This is a genomic window from Nonomuraea sp. LP-02, assembly GCF_036289125.1.
Classification (GTDB): Bacteria; Actinomycetota; Actinomycetes; order Streptosporangiales; family Streptosporangiaceae; genus Nonomuraea; species Nonomuraea bangladeshensis.
Genome location: NZ_JAXCLK010000002.1, coordinates 57,603 through 70,922, shown reverse-complemented (window position 1 = coordinate 70,922; position 13,320 = coordinate 57,603). Strand labels below are relative to the sequence as shown.

13 protein-coding genes and 2 pseudogenes are annotated in these 13,320 nt (G+C 70.0%); 8 read left to right on the top strand and 7 right to left on the bottom strand.

Translation table 11 applies throughout. The features are described 5' to 3' along the window. Window positions 1-7 precede the first annotated feature (7 nt). The 4 genes from SMD20_RS43615 (at window position 8) to SMD20_RS43600 (ending at window position 4,272) form a co-directional block, all read left to right on the top strand. On the top strand, window positions 8-1,051 hold the full coding sequence (locus tag SMD20_RS43615; RefSeq protein ID WP_329593031.1) for a LacI family DNA-binding transcriptional regulator: 1,044 nt from the start codon (window positions 8-10) through the stop codon (window positions 1,049-1,051). Between the two features lie 176 nt (window positions 1,052-1,227). After that, window positions 1,228-2,499 (top strand): ABC transporter substrate-binding protein, encoded by a 1,272-nt coding sequence (locus SMD20_RS43610; protein WP_329593029.1) that lies wholly within the window; start codon window positions 1,228-1,230, stop codon window positions 2,497-2,499. 1 nt (window position 2,500) lies between these two features. Beyond that, window positions 2,501-3,448: a carbohydrate ABC transporter permease gene (locus tag SMD20_RS43605; protein ID WP_329593027.1), complete on the top strand. Its 948-nt coding sequence runs from the start codon at window positions 2,501-2,503 to the stop codon at window positions 3,446-3,448. Beyond that, window positions 3,445-4,272 carry a carbohydrate ABC transporter permease gene (locus SMD20_RS43600; protein WP_329593025.1) on the top strand — a complete coding sequence of 276 codons (828 nt, stop codon included), beginning with the start codon at window positions 3,445-3,447 and terminating at the stop codon, window positions 4,270-4,272. The genes SMD20_RS43605 and SMD20_RS43600 overlap by 4 nt, the downstream gene beginning before the upstream one ends. A 126-nt stretch (window positions 4,273-4,398) precedes the next feature. Here the strand turns inward: SMD20_RS43600 and SMD20_RS43595 are convergent, their stop codons facing one another. Next, window positions 4,399-4,767 carry an MmcQ/YjbR family DNA-binding protein gene (locus SMD20_RS43595; RefSeq protein WP_329593023.1) on the bottom strand — a complete coding sequence of 123 codons (369 nt, stop codon included), beginning with the start codon at window positions 4,765-4,767 and terminating at the stop codon, window positions 4,399-4,401. A 302-nt stretch (window positions 4,768-5,069) separates the two neighbouring features. On the opposite strand from SMD20_RS43595, the gene SMD20_RS43590 reads away from it, so the two are divergent. Further along, the gene (locus tag SMD20_RS43590) at window positions 5,070-5,900 is read left to right on the top strand and encodes a helix-turn-helix domain-containing protein (RefSeq protein WP_329593021.1); all 831 of its coding nucleotides are present in this window, start codon (window positions 5,070-5,072) and stop codon (window positions 5,898-5,900) included. A gap of 30 nt (window positions 5,901-5,930) precedes the next feature. On the opposite strand, the gene SMD20_RS43585 is transcribed toward SMD20_RS43590, so the two are convergent. The 3 genes from SMD20_RS43585 to SMD20_RS43575 all read right to left on the bottom strand — a co-directional run bounded on the left by SMD20_RS43585 (window position 5,931) and on the right by SMD20_RS43575 (window position 9,168). Beyond that, window positions 5,931-6,953: an alcohol dehydrogenase catalytic domain-containing protein gene (locus SMD20_RS43585; RefSeq protein ID WP_329593019.1), complete on the bottom strand. Its 1,023-nt coding sequence runs from the start codon at window positions 6,951-6,953 to the stop codon at window positions 5,931-5,933. Between the two features lie 112 nt (window positions 6,954-7,065). Beyond that, the gene (locus tag SMD20_RS43580) at window positions 7,066-8,502 is read right to left on the bottom strand and encodes a carboxylesterase family protein (RefSeq protein ID WP_329593017.1); all 1,437 of its coding nucleotides are present in this window, start codon (window positions 8,500-8,502) and stop codon (window positions 7,066-7,068) included. A 78-nt stretch (window positions 8,503-8,580) separates the two neighbouring features. Further along, entirely contained in the window at window positions 8,581-9,168 is a 588-nt protein-coding gene (locus tag SMD20_RS43575) for a hypothetical protein (protein ID WP_329594784.1), read from the bottom strand. Between SMD20_RS43575 and SMD20_RS43570 the strand changes: the two are divergent. After that, window positions 9,154-9,722, top strand: a pseudogene (locus tag SMD20_RS43570) (IS5 family transposase); the annotation flags it as partial. The gene SMD20_RS43575 and the pseudogene SMD20_RS43570 sit on opposite strands and share 15 nt — an antisense overlap. An 8-nt stretch (window positions 9,723-9,730) precedes the next feature. Here SMD20_RS43570 and SMD20_RS43565 read toward each other — a convergent pair. Beyond that, window positions 9,731-10,216 carry a MarR family winged helix-turn-helix transcriptional regulator gene (locus SMD20_RS43565; protein WP_329593015.1) on the bottom strand — a complete coding sequence of 162 codons (486 nt, stop codon included), beginning with the start codon at window positions 10,214-10,216 and terminating at the stop codon, window positions 9,731-9,733. A 113-nt stretch (window positions 10,217-10,329) separates the two neighbouring features. Here SMD20_RS43565 and SMD20_RS43560 point away from each other — a divergent pair, with 113 nt between their 5' ends. Then, window positions 10,330-11,217 carry an alpha/beta fold hydrolase gene (locus SMD20_RS43560; RefSeq protein WP_329593013.1) on the top strand — a complete coding sequence of 296 codons (888 nt, stop codon included), beginning with the start codon at window positions 10,330-10,332 and terminating at the stop codon, window positions 11,215-11,217. On the opposite strand, the pseudogene SMD20_RS43555 reads toward SMD20_RS43560, so the two are convergent. After that, a pseudogene (locus SMD20_RS43555) lies at window positions 11,214-11,531 on the bottom strand (ATP-binding protein); the annotation flags it as partial. The gene SMD20_RS43560 and the pseudogene SMD20_RS43555 sit on opposite strands and share 4 nt — an antisense overlap. 287 nt (window positions 11,532-11,818) lie before the next feature. On the opposite strand from SMD20_RS43555, the gene SMD20_RS43550 reads away from it, so the two are divergent. After that, the gene (locus SMD20_RS43550; protein WP_329593011.1) at window positions 11,819-12,616 is read left to right on the top strand and encodes an endonuclease/exonuclease/phosphatase family protein; all 798 of its coding nucleotides are present in this window, start codon (window positions 11,819-11,821) and stop codon (window positions 12,614-12,616) included. A 453-nt stretch (window positions 12,617-13,069) separates the two neighbouring features. Here the strand turns inward: SMD20_RS43550 and SMD20_RS43545 are convergent, their stop codons facing one another. Next, entirely contained in the window at window positions 13,070-13,306 is a 237-nt protein-coding gene (locus SMD20_RS43545) for a hypothetical protein (RefSeq protein ID WP_329593009.1), read from the bottom strand. Window positions 13,307-13,320: the final 14 nt, after the last annotated feature.

Here is a 13,320-nt window from a genome sequence, read left to right as displayed (position 1 = left end):
AATCCTCATGCGATCGCGAGGTCGTTCTGAGCGCGTCACGTTGGCGGATGTCGCCCGGATGGCCGGAGTCTCCCTGGCGACCGCTTCGAAGGTGCTCAACGGCCGCAGCGACGTCGGGCCGAGGACGCGCGAGCTCGTCCTGGAGGCCATGGCCGAGATCGGCTACATGCCGACCGCGGCGCGGCACGAGCAGACCCGGGGCCGCACCCTCGTCACCGTGCTCGACATCGTGGAGTCCCGTTACGCCGGGACGGTGCTTCAAGGCATCCTCGTGGCCGCGACCGCCGCGCAGGCCGAGCTGCTCCTCCGCCTGCCGTCCGACGGGGCGGCCGCCACGAGCCCCACGGCGGCCCGCGCCTGGATGGAGAGGGAGAAGGCGTCCGGCGTCGTCGGCATCATCGCGCTCGCCGTCGCCGTACCAGGCTCGTTGCTGCTGGCCGCGGAGGAGCTCATGGTCCCCATCGTGTCGATCGACCCGATCGACACCTCCGAGTCGGACCTCGTCAGCATCGGCTCCACGAACTGGGCGGGCGGCCGCTCGGCGACCGAGCACGTCATCAAGCTCGGCCACCGCAGGATCGGCTGGATCGGCGGCCCGCTCGGCTCCGCCCCCTCGCTGGAGCGCTTCCACGGCTACCAGGCCGCGCTCAGCTCGGCCGGCATCGCGCCGGACGGCGCGCTGATCCGCCATGAGGCCTTCTCCGTCGAGGCGGGGCATCGGCACGGGCGCGACCTCCTCGCGCTCGACGAGCGTCCGACCGCGATCGTCGCCGGAAACGACGAGATCGCCGTCGGGGTCCTCGCCGCGGCGAAGGACTTCGGCATCTCCGTGCCTGGGGAGCTGTCGGTCACCGGTTTCGACGACACGCCGCAGACCGAGTGGACCACGCCCAGGCTCACCTCCGTCCGGCAGCCTCTGGTCGGCATGGGCCGGATGGCCGTCGAGACCGTCCTCGGCATGGCCGACGGCGTCCAGCCCGCCTCCCGGCACCTCCAGCTGGCGACCACCCTCAGCGTCCGCGACTCGACGGGCCCCGTCCCGCGGTCCTGACCCGGGTTCGGGTCCTCGGCCTTTCACGTTACGGCGTACTTGCACGGAGGTTCTTGACGAGTTTCGAGCTTCGCGAATATGGTCCGGCAGCAACGATCGAAACTATTACGAAAAAGTTTCGGAATCGTGTCGCCTGTCCCCTCCCGCCGCTCCCGACCTCCAGGGGGAGATCACCCGTGAAGCTCCGTAGAACCACCCCGGTCGTGCTCGCCGCGGCTCTCGCCCTGACCGCCGCCTGCGGAGGCGGTGGCGGCTCGGCCCAGCCCTCGGGCGACGGCAAGTCGTTCGAGTTCTGGTCGTTCAGCGGCATCAACCAGAAGAAGTCCGTCGACGACTATCAGAAGGCCAATCCGGGCGTGCAGGTGAAGCTCACCGAGGTGGGCGGCTCGACGGAGACCGCGCAGGCGCTCACCACGGCGCTGGCCGGGGGCAAGGTGCCCGACCTGGTGCTCATCCAGGGGGATGACCTGCCCAAGTTCGTCCAGCAGCCGCAGAACTTCCAGGACCTGCGCCAGTACGGCGCCGACAAGATCAAGAGCGACTACCTGGACTGGGTGATCAGCCAGTCCACGGCCAGGTCCGGCGAGATCATCGGCATTCCCACCGACGTCGGCGGCATGGCCGTCGCCTACCGGACCGACCTGTTCAAGCAGGCCGGCCTGCCCACCGACCGGGACGAGGTGAGCAAGCTCTGGCCGACCTGGGACGCCTTCATCGAGACCGGCAAGAAGTACACCGCCGCGACCGGCAAGGCGTTCGTCGACAACGCCGCCACCAGCGTCTTCTACCAGGCCGTCAACCAGGGGCCGCAGAAGTACTACGACCCCTCCGGCAATGTCGTCTACGCCACCAGCCCTCAGGTCAAGACGGCGTTCGACCTGGCGATCAAGACGGCGCAGTCCGGGATCACCGCCAGGCTGAGCTCCTTCGAGGACGGCTGGAGCGCGGCGATGAGCAAGGGCGACTACGCCGTCATCTCCGCGCCGTCGTGGTTACTCGAACAGATCCGCAACAACGCCCCCGACACCAAGGGCAAGTGGGACGTCGCCAAGATCCCCGGCGGCGCCGGCAACTGGGGCGGCAGCTACCTGGCCATTCCCAAGGGCGCGGCCAACCCCAAGGCGGCCTGGGACTACATCTCCAAGACCCAGTCGCCGCAGGGCCAGCTCGATCATTTCGTCGACTCCGGCGCGTTGCCCACCACCCCGTCCGCCTACCAGGACCCGAAGCTCCTCGGCCGCAAGGACCCGTTCTTCTCCGACGCGCCGACCGGGAAGATCTACACCGAGTCGCTGCTCGGGCTCAAGCCCTTCCTCATCGGCCCGGACAGCGCCGCCATCGGCCAGGAGTTCCTGAACGCGATCACCAACGTCGAACAGGGCAAGGGCGATCCGGCCAAGGCGTGGGACACGGCACTGGCCAACATCAAGACCTCGATCGGCAAGTGACGTGACGACGACGGTCAGCCCGCCGCAGGCACGGCCCGAGTCCGAGACGCAGGTGCGGCAGAACTGGTCCGAGCGGCTGGCGCCGTACGCCTACATCGCCCCGTTCTTCCTCATCTTCGCGATCTTCGGCCTCGTCCCGCTGCTGTTCACGTTCTACGTCGCGCTGTTCGACTGGAACCCCATCGGCGAGCACGTCTTCGTCGGCTTCGACAACTTCAACCGGCTGCTGGGCGACACCCGGTTCTGGAACGCCGCCTGGAACACGATCAGCATCTGGCTGCTGTCCACCGTGCCGCAGCTCCTGGTCGCGCTCCTGCTGGCGCACCTGCTCAACCATGCGCGGCTGCGGCTCGCGCTGTTCTGGCGGATGTCGATGCTGGTGCCGTACATCACCTCGGTGGCGGCCACCACGATCGTCTTCGCCCAGATGTTCGATCGCGACTACGGCCTGCTCAACTGGTTGCTCGGGCTCGTCGGCGTCGGGCCGATCAACTTCCTGCAGTCGGGGTGGGGGAGCCACGCCATGATCGCCGTGATGGTGGCCTGGCGCTGGTTCGGCTACACCACCCTGCTCTACCTGGCCTCGCTGCAGGCCGTTCCGCGGACGATCTACGAGGCCGCGGCGGTGGACGGCGCGGGCGCCTGGAAACAGTTCCGGCACATCTCCATCCCGTCGCTGCGCCCGGTCATCGTGTTCACGATCGTCACCTCCACCATCGGCGGCCTGCAGATCTTCACCGAGCCGCTGCTCGTCACCACCACCTCGCCGCTGACCTGCGGGTCCGCCCGGCAGTGCCAGACGCTCACGCTCTTCCTGTACGAGCAGGGCTTCGGCCAGTTCCAGTTCGGCTACGGCTCCGCCATCGGCGTGGCCCTGTTCGTACTGATCATCGCCATCGCGTCGCTCAACTATGTCCTGTCCACGCGAATCCGCCCGGAGCGAGGATGAAGAAGGCCGACAGGGTCCGCTGGTGGACCTATCTGCTGCTCGCGGTGGCCACGCTGGCCTGCGTGTTCCCGCTGTACTGGATGTTCGTGGTGGCCACGACGGACACCGCGGCCGCCACCCGGATGCCGCCGGAGATCATCCCCGGCGGGAACTTCTTCCACCTGGCCGGGCTGGTGTTCACGACCGTGCCGTTCGTCCGCTCGATCATCAACAGCGTCATCGTGGCCGGCTCGATCGGCGTGGGGCACGCCGTGCTGTGCTCGCTCGCCGGGTTCGCCTTCGCCAAGCTGCGCTTCCGCGGCCGGAACGCGCTGTTCCTCGTCGTCGTGCTGACCATGACCGTGCCGACCCAGCTCGCGGTCATCCCGCAATACATGATCATCTCGTCGCTGGGATGGGTGGACACGTTGCAGGCGCTCATCGTGCCGGGGCTGGCCAGCGCGTTCGGCATCTTCTGGATGCGCCAGCACCTGTCCACCACCATCAGTGACGAGATCCTCCAGGCCGCGCGCATCGACGGGGCGACCACCTGGCAGATCTTCTGGCGGATCGCGTTCCCGCTGGTGCGGCCGGCCGCGTTCGTGCTGGGGCTGCTCGGGTTCGTCACCGCCTGGAACGACTTCCTGTGGCCGTTCATCGTCCTGAAGTCACCCGAGATGTACACCGCCCAGATCGCGATCAAGGCGCTGCAGAACAACTATGTGGTCGACCTGGGCCTGGCCATGTCGGGCTCGTTCCTGGCCACGCTGCCGCTGCTCGTGTTGTTCGTCTTCGTCGGCAGGCGCATGGTCGCCGGGATCATGGACGGCGCCTTCAAGGGCTGACGGATCGGCGACCGCCGGCCCGCACGGGCTCGGGCGGCCCCCACAGGATGGCGGAGCTGAGGCGCTGCTGGGCGATCATGTGGGCCGGCGGGGCGACTCAGCCGCTCGCGGGGAAGCTTGCGACGCTCACCCGGCCCCGGGACGGTCGCGTTGCGGCAGCCGTTCAACGACCAGGTCGTAGGAATCCTCGACCGCCTCGGTGACGAGGCGCTCGGTGATGCCGGGTCCCGGCCCGATCGACATCCAGTGACGTTTGTCGAGGTAACGGCCCGGCGTGACCGAGGCATAGCCGCACATGTGCGCGCGGGCGAGTTCGGGGTCGCACTTGACCGTGATGATCTGCTCGTCCGGGTCGTCGGTGACGATCAGGAACACCTTGCCGGCGACCTTGTACACGTCGAGCTGGGGGGTGAAGGGGCGTCCGTTGCTGACGCCGGGCAGCGCGAGGGCCGTCCGGCGGGCGGTCTCCTGGAGCCGGTCGCCGGCCGCGCTCACCTGGCCGCCCGCGCGCCGCTGCCGTAGGTGTGAGGGTCGGCGGCGGTCTTGTGCAGGGTCGGTCCGTTCATGAACGTCTCCTTCCTCGGGTGGTGGCGGGCCGGCCGCCGAGGGACGCGAACAGCGCGCCGCGCGGTCGCGGCGGCACCCCCATCCTTTCCGTGAAAGCGGCAAATCAGGCAGTAGACTGCGGACACGTGATGGTCGCCAGACGACACCCCAGGCCGGGCGGGCAGGCCGGACCTGCTTCGGTTCCGCTGTACGGTTTTCAGCCCCCGGTCGGCACTCCCTACGGGCTGGAGGTGAGCACCGTCGAGGACTTCTTCGTCCAGCACGACGACTGGCCGTGGAACCCGCCCCGTCCGGGCCGCGCCACCTTCCACTACCTCATCGCGGTCACCGAGGGCGAGCTGCGGCACGATGTCGACCACGTCACGCGGGCCGTCGCCCCCGGCCAGTGGCTGTGGGTGCGTCCCGGACATACACAGTGCTGGCATCCGCCCGGCACCGCCCGCGGCCCGTTCATCCTGTTCGAACCGGACGTACTGACACCCGGCACCGCCCGCCTCCTGGCCCCGCTCACCGCGCACGAGGCCCCCGCCGTGCTGAGCCCGCACCCCGACGACGCCGCCTGGCTCCAGCAGACGGCACTCCAGCTCCTTGACGAACACCGCGCTCTTGGACGTCGCCCACTCGATGTCCACCACGCCCTGCGGCGCAGCCTGCTCGAATCGCTGCTGCTGCGCCTCGCCAACGCCCCCGGCGTCACCCCCACGACTGCGGCGACGACCGGTACGGCCCGTGGTGACACCTACGGACGGTTCGCGGACGCCCTGGAGCTGCACTTCCGTGAACTGCACCGGGCCGCGGACTACGCCGAGCTGCTCGGCTGCTCGGTCCGCACCCTCAGCCGCGCCGCCCGGGACGCCACCGGCAAAGGGGTGCGTGAGCTCATCGACGAGCGGCGGCTGCTCGAAGCCCGGCGCCTGCTGGGAGGCGCCCGGTGGGAGGCCCGGGCTGTGGCCGCTCACCTCGGCTTCACCGATCCCGCGAACTTCGGCCGCTTCTTCCGCGACCGCACCGGCATCACCCCAGTCGCCTTCGCAGCCCGCGCAATGACGACCGATCCGTGAGCGGAGTGCGGCGCCCCGAAGGCTCGTCTCTCAGTCGTTCAGGACAACAACGCGCTTGCCCGGGATGGTGCCGGACTCGACGTCGGCCTGGGCGTCACCGACCCGTTCCAGGCCGTGGTAGACCTTCGCGACGGGGGCCGTGAGGCGCCCTTCGGCAAGGGCCTGGAGCTGGCGGGCGAAGACGTCGGACGGCAGGTCGGCGGCCTCGCCCGCGTAGCTGGTCAGCCGCACCCCGCTCGGGATCATGAACGGGGTGAAGTCGGGGATGGACCACCCACCCGCCAGAGCGCCGGTGAAGCACACCGTGCCGTGCACCCGCACGCATCCGAAGGTGTCCGGCAAGGCCGTGCAGCCCACCAGCTCCAGCGCCGCGTCGACACCCTGCGGCACGAGATCGCGAACCTTCTCGGCGAGGCGCCCGTCGTCCACGACCGGGTGGTCGACACCCATCGTCCGCAGCTCGTCGGCACGGTCGGCGTGCCGCGTGGTGGAGATGACGGTGGCGCCGATCTCCTTGGCCATCGTCGCCGCACTCAGACCCACCGTGGAGGTGCCGCCACGGATCAGCAGCGTCTGCCCGGCCTTCAGGTCCAGGCCGCGGGTCAGCGAGCCGTACGCGGTCTGGAACATTTCCGGCAGGGCGCCGACCACGTCCCACGGCAGGCTGCTCTCGAACGGGATGACCTGCCCGGCGGGGACGGTCACGTACTGGGCGTAGGCACCGTCGTAGGAGCGGCCCATGCCGCCCATCATGGTCGCGACCTGCTGTCCTGGGTGCAGCCCGCTGTCCTCGTCGGCCTCGTCGACCACGCCGACGCCCTCGATCCCGGGGACACGGGGGTAGGTGACCTCCGGGTCCGACTCGCCCCTGCGGGTGGTGACCTCGGACCCGTTGACGCCGAACGCCTTCACCTTGATCCGTACCCAGCCCGGCGCGCGTACGGGCACCGGCACGTCCTTGATCTCCAGTGCCTCCAGGCCACCGGGCCGGGTGACGACGACAGCCCGCATCGTCGCCGGTGCGGCGCCATCGGCTGCTGTGTTGTGGCTCATGCCAAGCTCCTTGTCGTGCTCGTTCGCCCCGGGTGCGGTCGTGGAGCCGGGTGGGATTCCTGGCGCGGTCACCCGGCTGATCACGTCGGTCTCGACCGTCGTCCGTTGACTGTCAGGGGCGGTCGATGCCCTCGAACAGGCGGAGGGCTGCCTGGTAGTGCGCGGTGGCCTCGAAAGGCATTTTGCCGACGCTTCCCGAGGTGGGCCGGTCGGTGACGGCGGGCCACAGGCGATTTTGCGCTCCAGTGGCGAAATTGAGCACTATGTCGCGGATACGGGTGTCGCGATCTGCCTGTTCGGCGCTGCGGCCCGGCTGCTCCTGGCCGACCAGGGCGTACATCTCGCTGCCGTGCACGGCGGGCACACCCTCGGCCGCCCCGACCACCAGGAGGTGGGCGTTGCCGCCCGCGGCGGCGTGGGCCAGGGCGCCGCGCGCGGCGGGGAGCCCGTAGACGTAGTCCGCCAGGAGTGCGGCGCGGACCTCGGCCGCGGTGCGGCCGCCCTGGTCGTAGGCGTCGACGATCTGCCGGGCGCGGGAGCGGGGAAGGCGCCACGCCGCGACTTCATCGACGATGCCCTCGACGGTGTGCGGGTCGAACCGGTCGAGGTCGTTCGCCACCCACCAGCCCATGTCGTCACTGGCCATGCTCAGCAGGATGTCGACGTCCCGGTGTGTGCCCGAGGCCAGGACGTCCATAGGGTGGGCGCGCAGCACCGCACCGGGCTGTCCGGCATCCAGGACGACACCGATGGCCTTGGAGTCCATCCCGGCGCGGACACCGAGGCCCGTCGGGGTGACCTTGTGCAGGGCAGCAACCATGGGGGCCGTGTCCAGGTCGAGCAACTTCTCCGGGTTGTCCGCGACGCCGAGTTCAGTGACGAACCGGTGCGCGAGCTCCTCGGCCCACCAGGCCGGCTGCAGACGCGCGGGACCACCGGAGAACCCGGCCAAACGCCGGTACAGACCATCGGCGGAGGGAGCGCCGAGCAGCCCGAAGGCGGAAAAGCCGCCGGCGCTGTGGCCGTGGACGGTGACGTTGCCGGGATCGCCGCCGAAGGAGGCGATGTTCTGCTTGATCCAGGTCAGCGCGCAGATCACGTCCTGCAGGCAGAGGTTGCTGGCCTCGGCGAGAGCGCCGCCGTACTGCGACAGCGAGACCGCGCCCAGGGCGCCGAGCCGGTAATTGATCGACACGCCCACCACGCGCCCCGTCGCGGCGAGACCGGAGGCGTTCGAGGTGATCTGCGTGTTGGCGCCGTACTCGAATCCGCCACCGTGGACGTACACGGCCACCGGGAGCGCCTTCCCGGCAGGTTCCTCGGGAGCCCACACGTTCAGGTTCAGGCAGTCCTCGCCCATTCCGCTGTCCGCTTCCAGCCAGTCGCCGCTGTCGGGCTGGACGGAGACGATGCCCTTGCGGTCGTAGGGGCGGTCCGGATCGAAGTCAACGAGTGCTGGGCGGCGGTACCGCTCGGCGGTGGCGTACGAGATCCCCCACCAGCAGCGCACCCCTGGTGCAGTCGGGGCCGTAGGTGCGGTGGCGGTCATGGCATCTCCTTCGGGCACAGGGAGGGTGTTGCGTCAGGGCTGCCGCGTCGCCGTCACGGACGGTGAGATCCGCGGCACTCATCCATGATGAGCTCGCTTCCGGCATATCGGCTCGTTGGGGGCGGACAGCTCATAGTCGCCAGGAGACACCCGGAGCTGCCCGGATGGCGCTCCTCGGGCGCGGACGCGGTGCGCTGTCCGTCCTGTGGGAGGCCGCACTATCGCCCTGCGCTGGGCGGGCACGGCGACGTCGCGTTCAGGGGCCGGGACAGGGCGGCGGGGGAGGCCGAGCCGTTCGCAGCGAGGTGTGTCGGCCGGCTGCCGGGCGGGTCGTTCGACGTCGGCGGTACGGGCCGGATCGTCACGAGGTCCGGTCCTCTCCCCGAGCCAGAACGCGCAACGCAGCGCGTACTTGGCGGCGTAGTCGCTGCCGTGCGCGGACTCCTCGATGCGCAGCACCTGTTCCAGCGTGGCGGGCTGTCGCCCGGATGGGGCGCGCAACCGGTTGACCAGGGCGAGCATCTGCGTGGCCTCGTCGATGACCCAGCCGGGCACCGTGCCGTGGAGGCCCGCCGTCCGCTCCTGTCGTTGCGCCCGCCGCGGGGCGGGGGCTTCCAGCACGGCCAGGAAGGCGTCCCGGCCGTCTCGCGTTGGCAGCGGCTGCACGAGGTCCTGCTCGACCGGCTACGGGCCGCCGACGCGCTCGACTTCTCCCGGGTCGCAGTGGACTCTTCCCAGGTCAGAGCGTTAAAAGGGGGGCGCAGACCGGTCCGTCACCGGTCGACCGAGGGCGGGCCGGCAGCAAGCACCACCTGATCACCGAGGCCACCGGCATCTCGCTCGCGGTGATCCTGACCGGCGCCAACCGCAATGACGTCACCCAGCTTCGCCCGCTGCTGGACGCCATCCCGAAGGTCCGCGGCAAGCGCGGCCGACCCCGCCGGCGTCCCGACGTCGTACTCGCCGACTGCGGCTACGACCACGACAAGTACCGCGTCTTGGTGCGCGAGCTGCAGATCCGCCCGCTGATCGTCCGACGCGGCACCGAGCACGGCTCCGGCCTGGGCAAACAACGCTGGGTCGTCGAGCAGGCCTTCGCCCTGTTGCACGCCTTCAGACGCCTGCGCATCCGCTGGGAGATCCGCGCCGACATCCACGAGGCCTTACTCAAACTGGCCTGCGCACTCATCTGCCGGCGACGCCTGACCTCATTCCGTTAGGAGCTCTTTTAGCCCCGGGACCGGCCGTCGGAGCCCTCGGCCATCCACCCGAGAGTGTCGAAGCGCATGGGCGCGGCCCCGACCAGCTCGGTGAGCCGCTCTTCGAGCTCCTTGAGCTGGTCGGTGCCGATCTGCTGCTCCCACTGGCGCCGCAGACCCTCGAAGACCTCTTCGCCCTCGCGCAGCAGGTCGGAGCCGCGCGGCGTTATCTGCAGCCGCTTGCGGCGCCCGTCGGCCAAGTCCGGTTCGCGGGCGACGTAGCCGCGCTCCTCGAGCACGTCGATGATCTTCGCAGCCGCCTGCTTCGAAATGGAAAGGCGGCGGCCGAGTTCGGCCGCGTTGTCCGCTCCCGAGACCATCGCGCGCATCGCGAAGTCATGCAGGGGGCGGTGGCCCGGGTAGCCCCGCCGGGCGAGTTCGGCTGTTGCGGCGTCCGCGAGAGAACGGAACCCAGCTAGCAGAAGGAGCGCCAGATCGGCGCCGGTGCGAGGCATCTGTCCAGGCTAGCGGACCGAAAAATATCGACAACCATGGGGACTACCTAGACATCGACAACCATGGGGACTACTTTGGTCGACAACCAAGTCGTCGAAATTTGGAGAGCAAAATGACCACCCCCGCCCCCGCCGCGACCCTGCCCGGCATCACCCACCACACGGCCGATCTCAACGGCACGCGCCTGCACTACGTCTCGGCCGGCGACAGCGGCTCGCCCATTCTGCTGGTCCACGGGTTCCCGGAGACCTGGTGGGCGTTTCACAAGCTGATCCCCCTGCTGGCGGCAAGCCACCGGGTGATCGCGGTGGACCTGCGCGGCTTCGGCGACTCGGCCATCGGGCCGGGCAACTGCGACAGCCAGACCGCGGCCGAAGACCTGCACCAGCTCATCCGGCACCTCGGCCTCGGCCCCGTGCACCTGACCGGCCAGGACATCAGCGGCGCGACCGTCTTCCGGCTGGCCGTCACCCATCCGGAAGATGTGCTGAGCCTGACCGCTATCGAGATGGGACTGGCCGGCTTCGGCCTGGAGGCACTCGCCGACGTCACCCGCGGCGGCGTCTGGCAAATCGGCGTGCTCGCCGCTCCCGGCGTCCCCGAGATGCTGCTGGCCGGGCGCGAGCACGAGTTCCTGAGCCAGTACGCGTTCCCGTCGATGACCGCGGTGCCGGGATCGATCACCGCGGCCGACATCGATGAGTTCACCCGCGCCTACTCCCGGGCGGACGGGTTCCGCGGCGCCGCCGGCCTCTACGGCTCGATGCTGCGCGAGGGCGCCGAACTGAAGAAACTCGCCGAGGCGGGCGGGCTCCGGGTCCCGGTGCTGGCCATCGGTGCCGGCGGCGGGCAGTTCACGTTCACCACCATGTCCCGGGCGGCGTCCGGCGAAATCCGGTCGGTGCTCTTGGACGGAGTCGGCCATTACGCCGCTCAGGAGGCTCCGCAGCGCGTCGCGGACGCGCTGCTCGAATTCACCGCGGGCATCGACGTGCCCTAGTGCTGCTGGGCGGCGCGGGTGGCGGCCAGGCGGTAGGAGTCGGTGCCGGTCTCGATGATGTTGCCGCCGAAGGCGAGGCGGTCGACGATGGCGGCGCAGAGGCGGGGGTCGGTGAAGGTCTTGGTCCAGCCGCCGAAGGACTCGTTGGAGGCGATCGCGACGCTGGCCTTTTCTTCGCGTTCGGTGAGGACCTGGAACAGCAGCTCGGCGCCGCGGCGGTCGAGTTGCATGTAGCCGAGCTCGTCGACGCAGAGCAGGTCGACGCGGCCGTATCGCGCGATTGTCTGGGTCAGCTGCTTGTCGTCGGCGGCCTTGAACGGATCCAGCTTCGAGGCCCGCGGCGGCAGCTGCTTCCGAGGCTCAGGCCCCGCAGATGACAGGGCCTTGACGATCGTCCGGCATCCGACCCGGTACTTCTTCTCGATCGCACGGCCTGACATCAAGGCCGCCGGGTTCGAACGACAACTCGGCGTCGTCCTCGATGGCCTGGCGGCACAACTGGGCTGACGGCCCGTCCAGCCGGTGACGGCCACATGAGGGAGTGTTGAACACTTCCCGCCCGCTCTGTCCTGTTTGGCGATCATGCCGACACAATGTCGCCGTGATCCGATTTCTCCTGATGCACCTGCGTGCCTTGCTGATCGGCTGCCTGGCGGCGGCCGGGCTGCTGTCGTTCTCCGGCGCCGCCACGGCGGCCACGCAGCCCCCGGCGGGGAAGCCGCCATACTCGCTGCTCCAGATGAACCTCTGCCTCAGCGGCTACGCCGGCTGCTACGCCAAGACGCAGTACCCGAAGATCCTCGACGAGACGGTGGAGCGCATCCAGGCCAACGACGTCAACGCCGTCACCCTCAACGAGGCGTGCAGCGGCGACGTGGCGCAGATCGCCGAGCGCACCGGCTACCACTACCGCTTCGCCACGATCATTTACAACGGCGCGCCGCTGGCCTGCAAGACCCCGGCCGGACGCGGCGAGTTCGGCAACGCCGTGCTCACCAAGGAGGCGATCCTCGCCGCCGAGGACGCGCCCTACTCCGTCTTCAGCGGCGTCGAGCAGCGGCGCTGGCTCTGCGTGACGACCGCCCGCCGCGTGGACGTGTGCACCAGCCACCTGTCCACCGACGGCGAGGCCGCCGGCTCGGCCAACTCCACCCAGTGCGGCGAACTGGCCCAGGTGCTCGCCTCCCGCGCGGGCCGGCCGGTCGTCTTCGCCGGGGACGTCAACCGCCGCGCGTCGTGTGCCCCCGAGGGTTTGTGGACGCTGACCGACGCCGCCGCGAGCCAGGCTCCCGGCATCCAGCACGCCTACGGCAACCTGACGGGGGCGCAGCTGGAGATCGAGCGGACCACGTACACCGATCACGACGCCCTCGTGATCCGCGGCGGCCTGCCGAAGTAGCGATCGCGAAGCGTTCACCAACGATCGGGGCCGGGGCACGACGGCACAGGTGAGAGCCGCCCGCGCCGGCCCCGAGGTCGAAGGCGCCCACGTTGACGGAGACCGTGGTCGCCGGGCCCTGGCCGCGCTCGGCCTGTGAATGCCTCGGGTGACCGTCCGCTTATTCGCCGGCAAACGCGCCGGCAGCCCTCGGTCGACTGCACGGGTGACCGCGTTGCCCGTGCCCGCCGACCTGGCCCATCTGGTGTCCGGGACCTGGGTGCTGGACGGCGCGCGGTGCCGAGAGGGTTGCCGCAACCCGCCGTCGATCTGCTGGTCATGCCCGACGGGGCGTGCTGGCTGGCCGGACCCGAGACGCGCGGACGGCAGCGGACACCGCCCGCCGACGGACCGCTGGCCGGCGCGGCCAGGTGGTGGTGTCGGGGTGAATCGCCTGGAGCGGGAGCTGGCCGCTCAGCACCTGAGCCGGGTGCGGAAGTGGTGCGGGTCGATGACGGCCAGCCAGCCCGCGCACAGCCGCAGCGGGTGCGCGGGGTCCGGCTGATCCAGATGGCAGCCCATCCGGCGGCCGCCGGTGATCGGCTCGGCCTCGGCCTGGCTCCAGGCGCCGTGCCGGGTGTCACCTCGGCTGGGCGGAGATGCTGCAGCGCGCTGTGGCGAAGCTGGCGGGTGGACTACGTGGCCGGCCACGGCGACCTCATGGG

Bases quoted from the DNA above. Each gene is read 5' to 3' on its own strand.
- SMD20_RS43615 (WP_329593031.1), top strand. From the start codon at position 8: ATGCGATCGCGAGGTCGTTCTGAGCGCGTCACGTTGGCGGATGTCGCC.
- SMD20_RS43600 (WP_329593025.1), top strand. From the start codon at position 3,445: ATGAAGAAGGCCGACAGGGTCCGCTGGTGGACCTATCTGCTGCTCGCG.
- SMD20_RS43585 (WP_329593019.1), bottom strand. From the start codon at position 6,953: ATGAGCCACAACACAGCAGCCGATGGCGCCGCACCGGCGACGATGCGG.
- SMD20_RS43580 (WP_329593017.1), bottom strand. From the start codon at position 8,502: ATGACCGCCACCGCACCTACGGCCCCGACTGCACCAGGGGTGCGCTGC.
- SMD20_RS43565 (WP_329593015.1), bottom strand. From the start codon at position 10,216: ATGCCTCGCACCGGCGCCGATCTGGCGCTCCTTCTGCTAGCTGGGTTC.
- SMD20_RS43560 (WP_329593013.1), top strand. From the start codon at position 10,330: ATGACCACCCCCGCCCCCGCCGCGACCCTGCCCGGCATCACCCACCAC.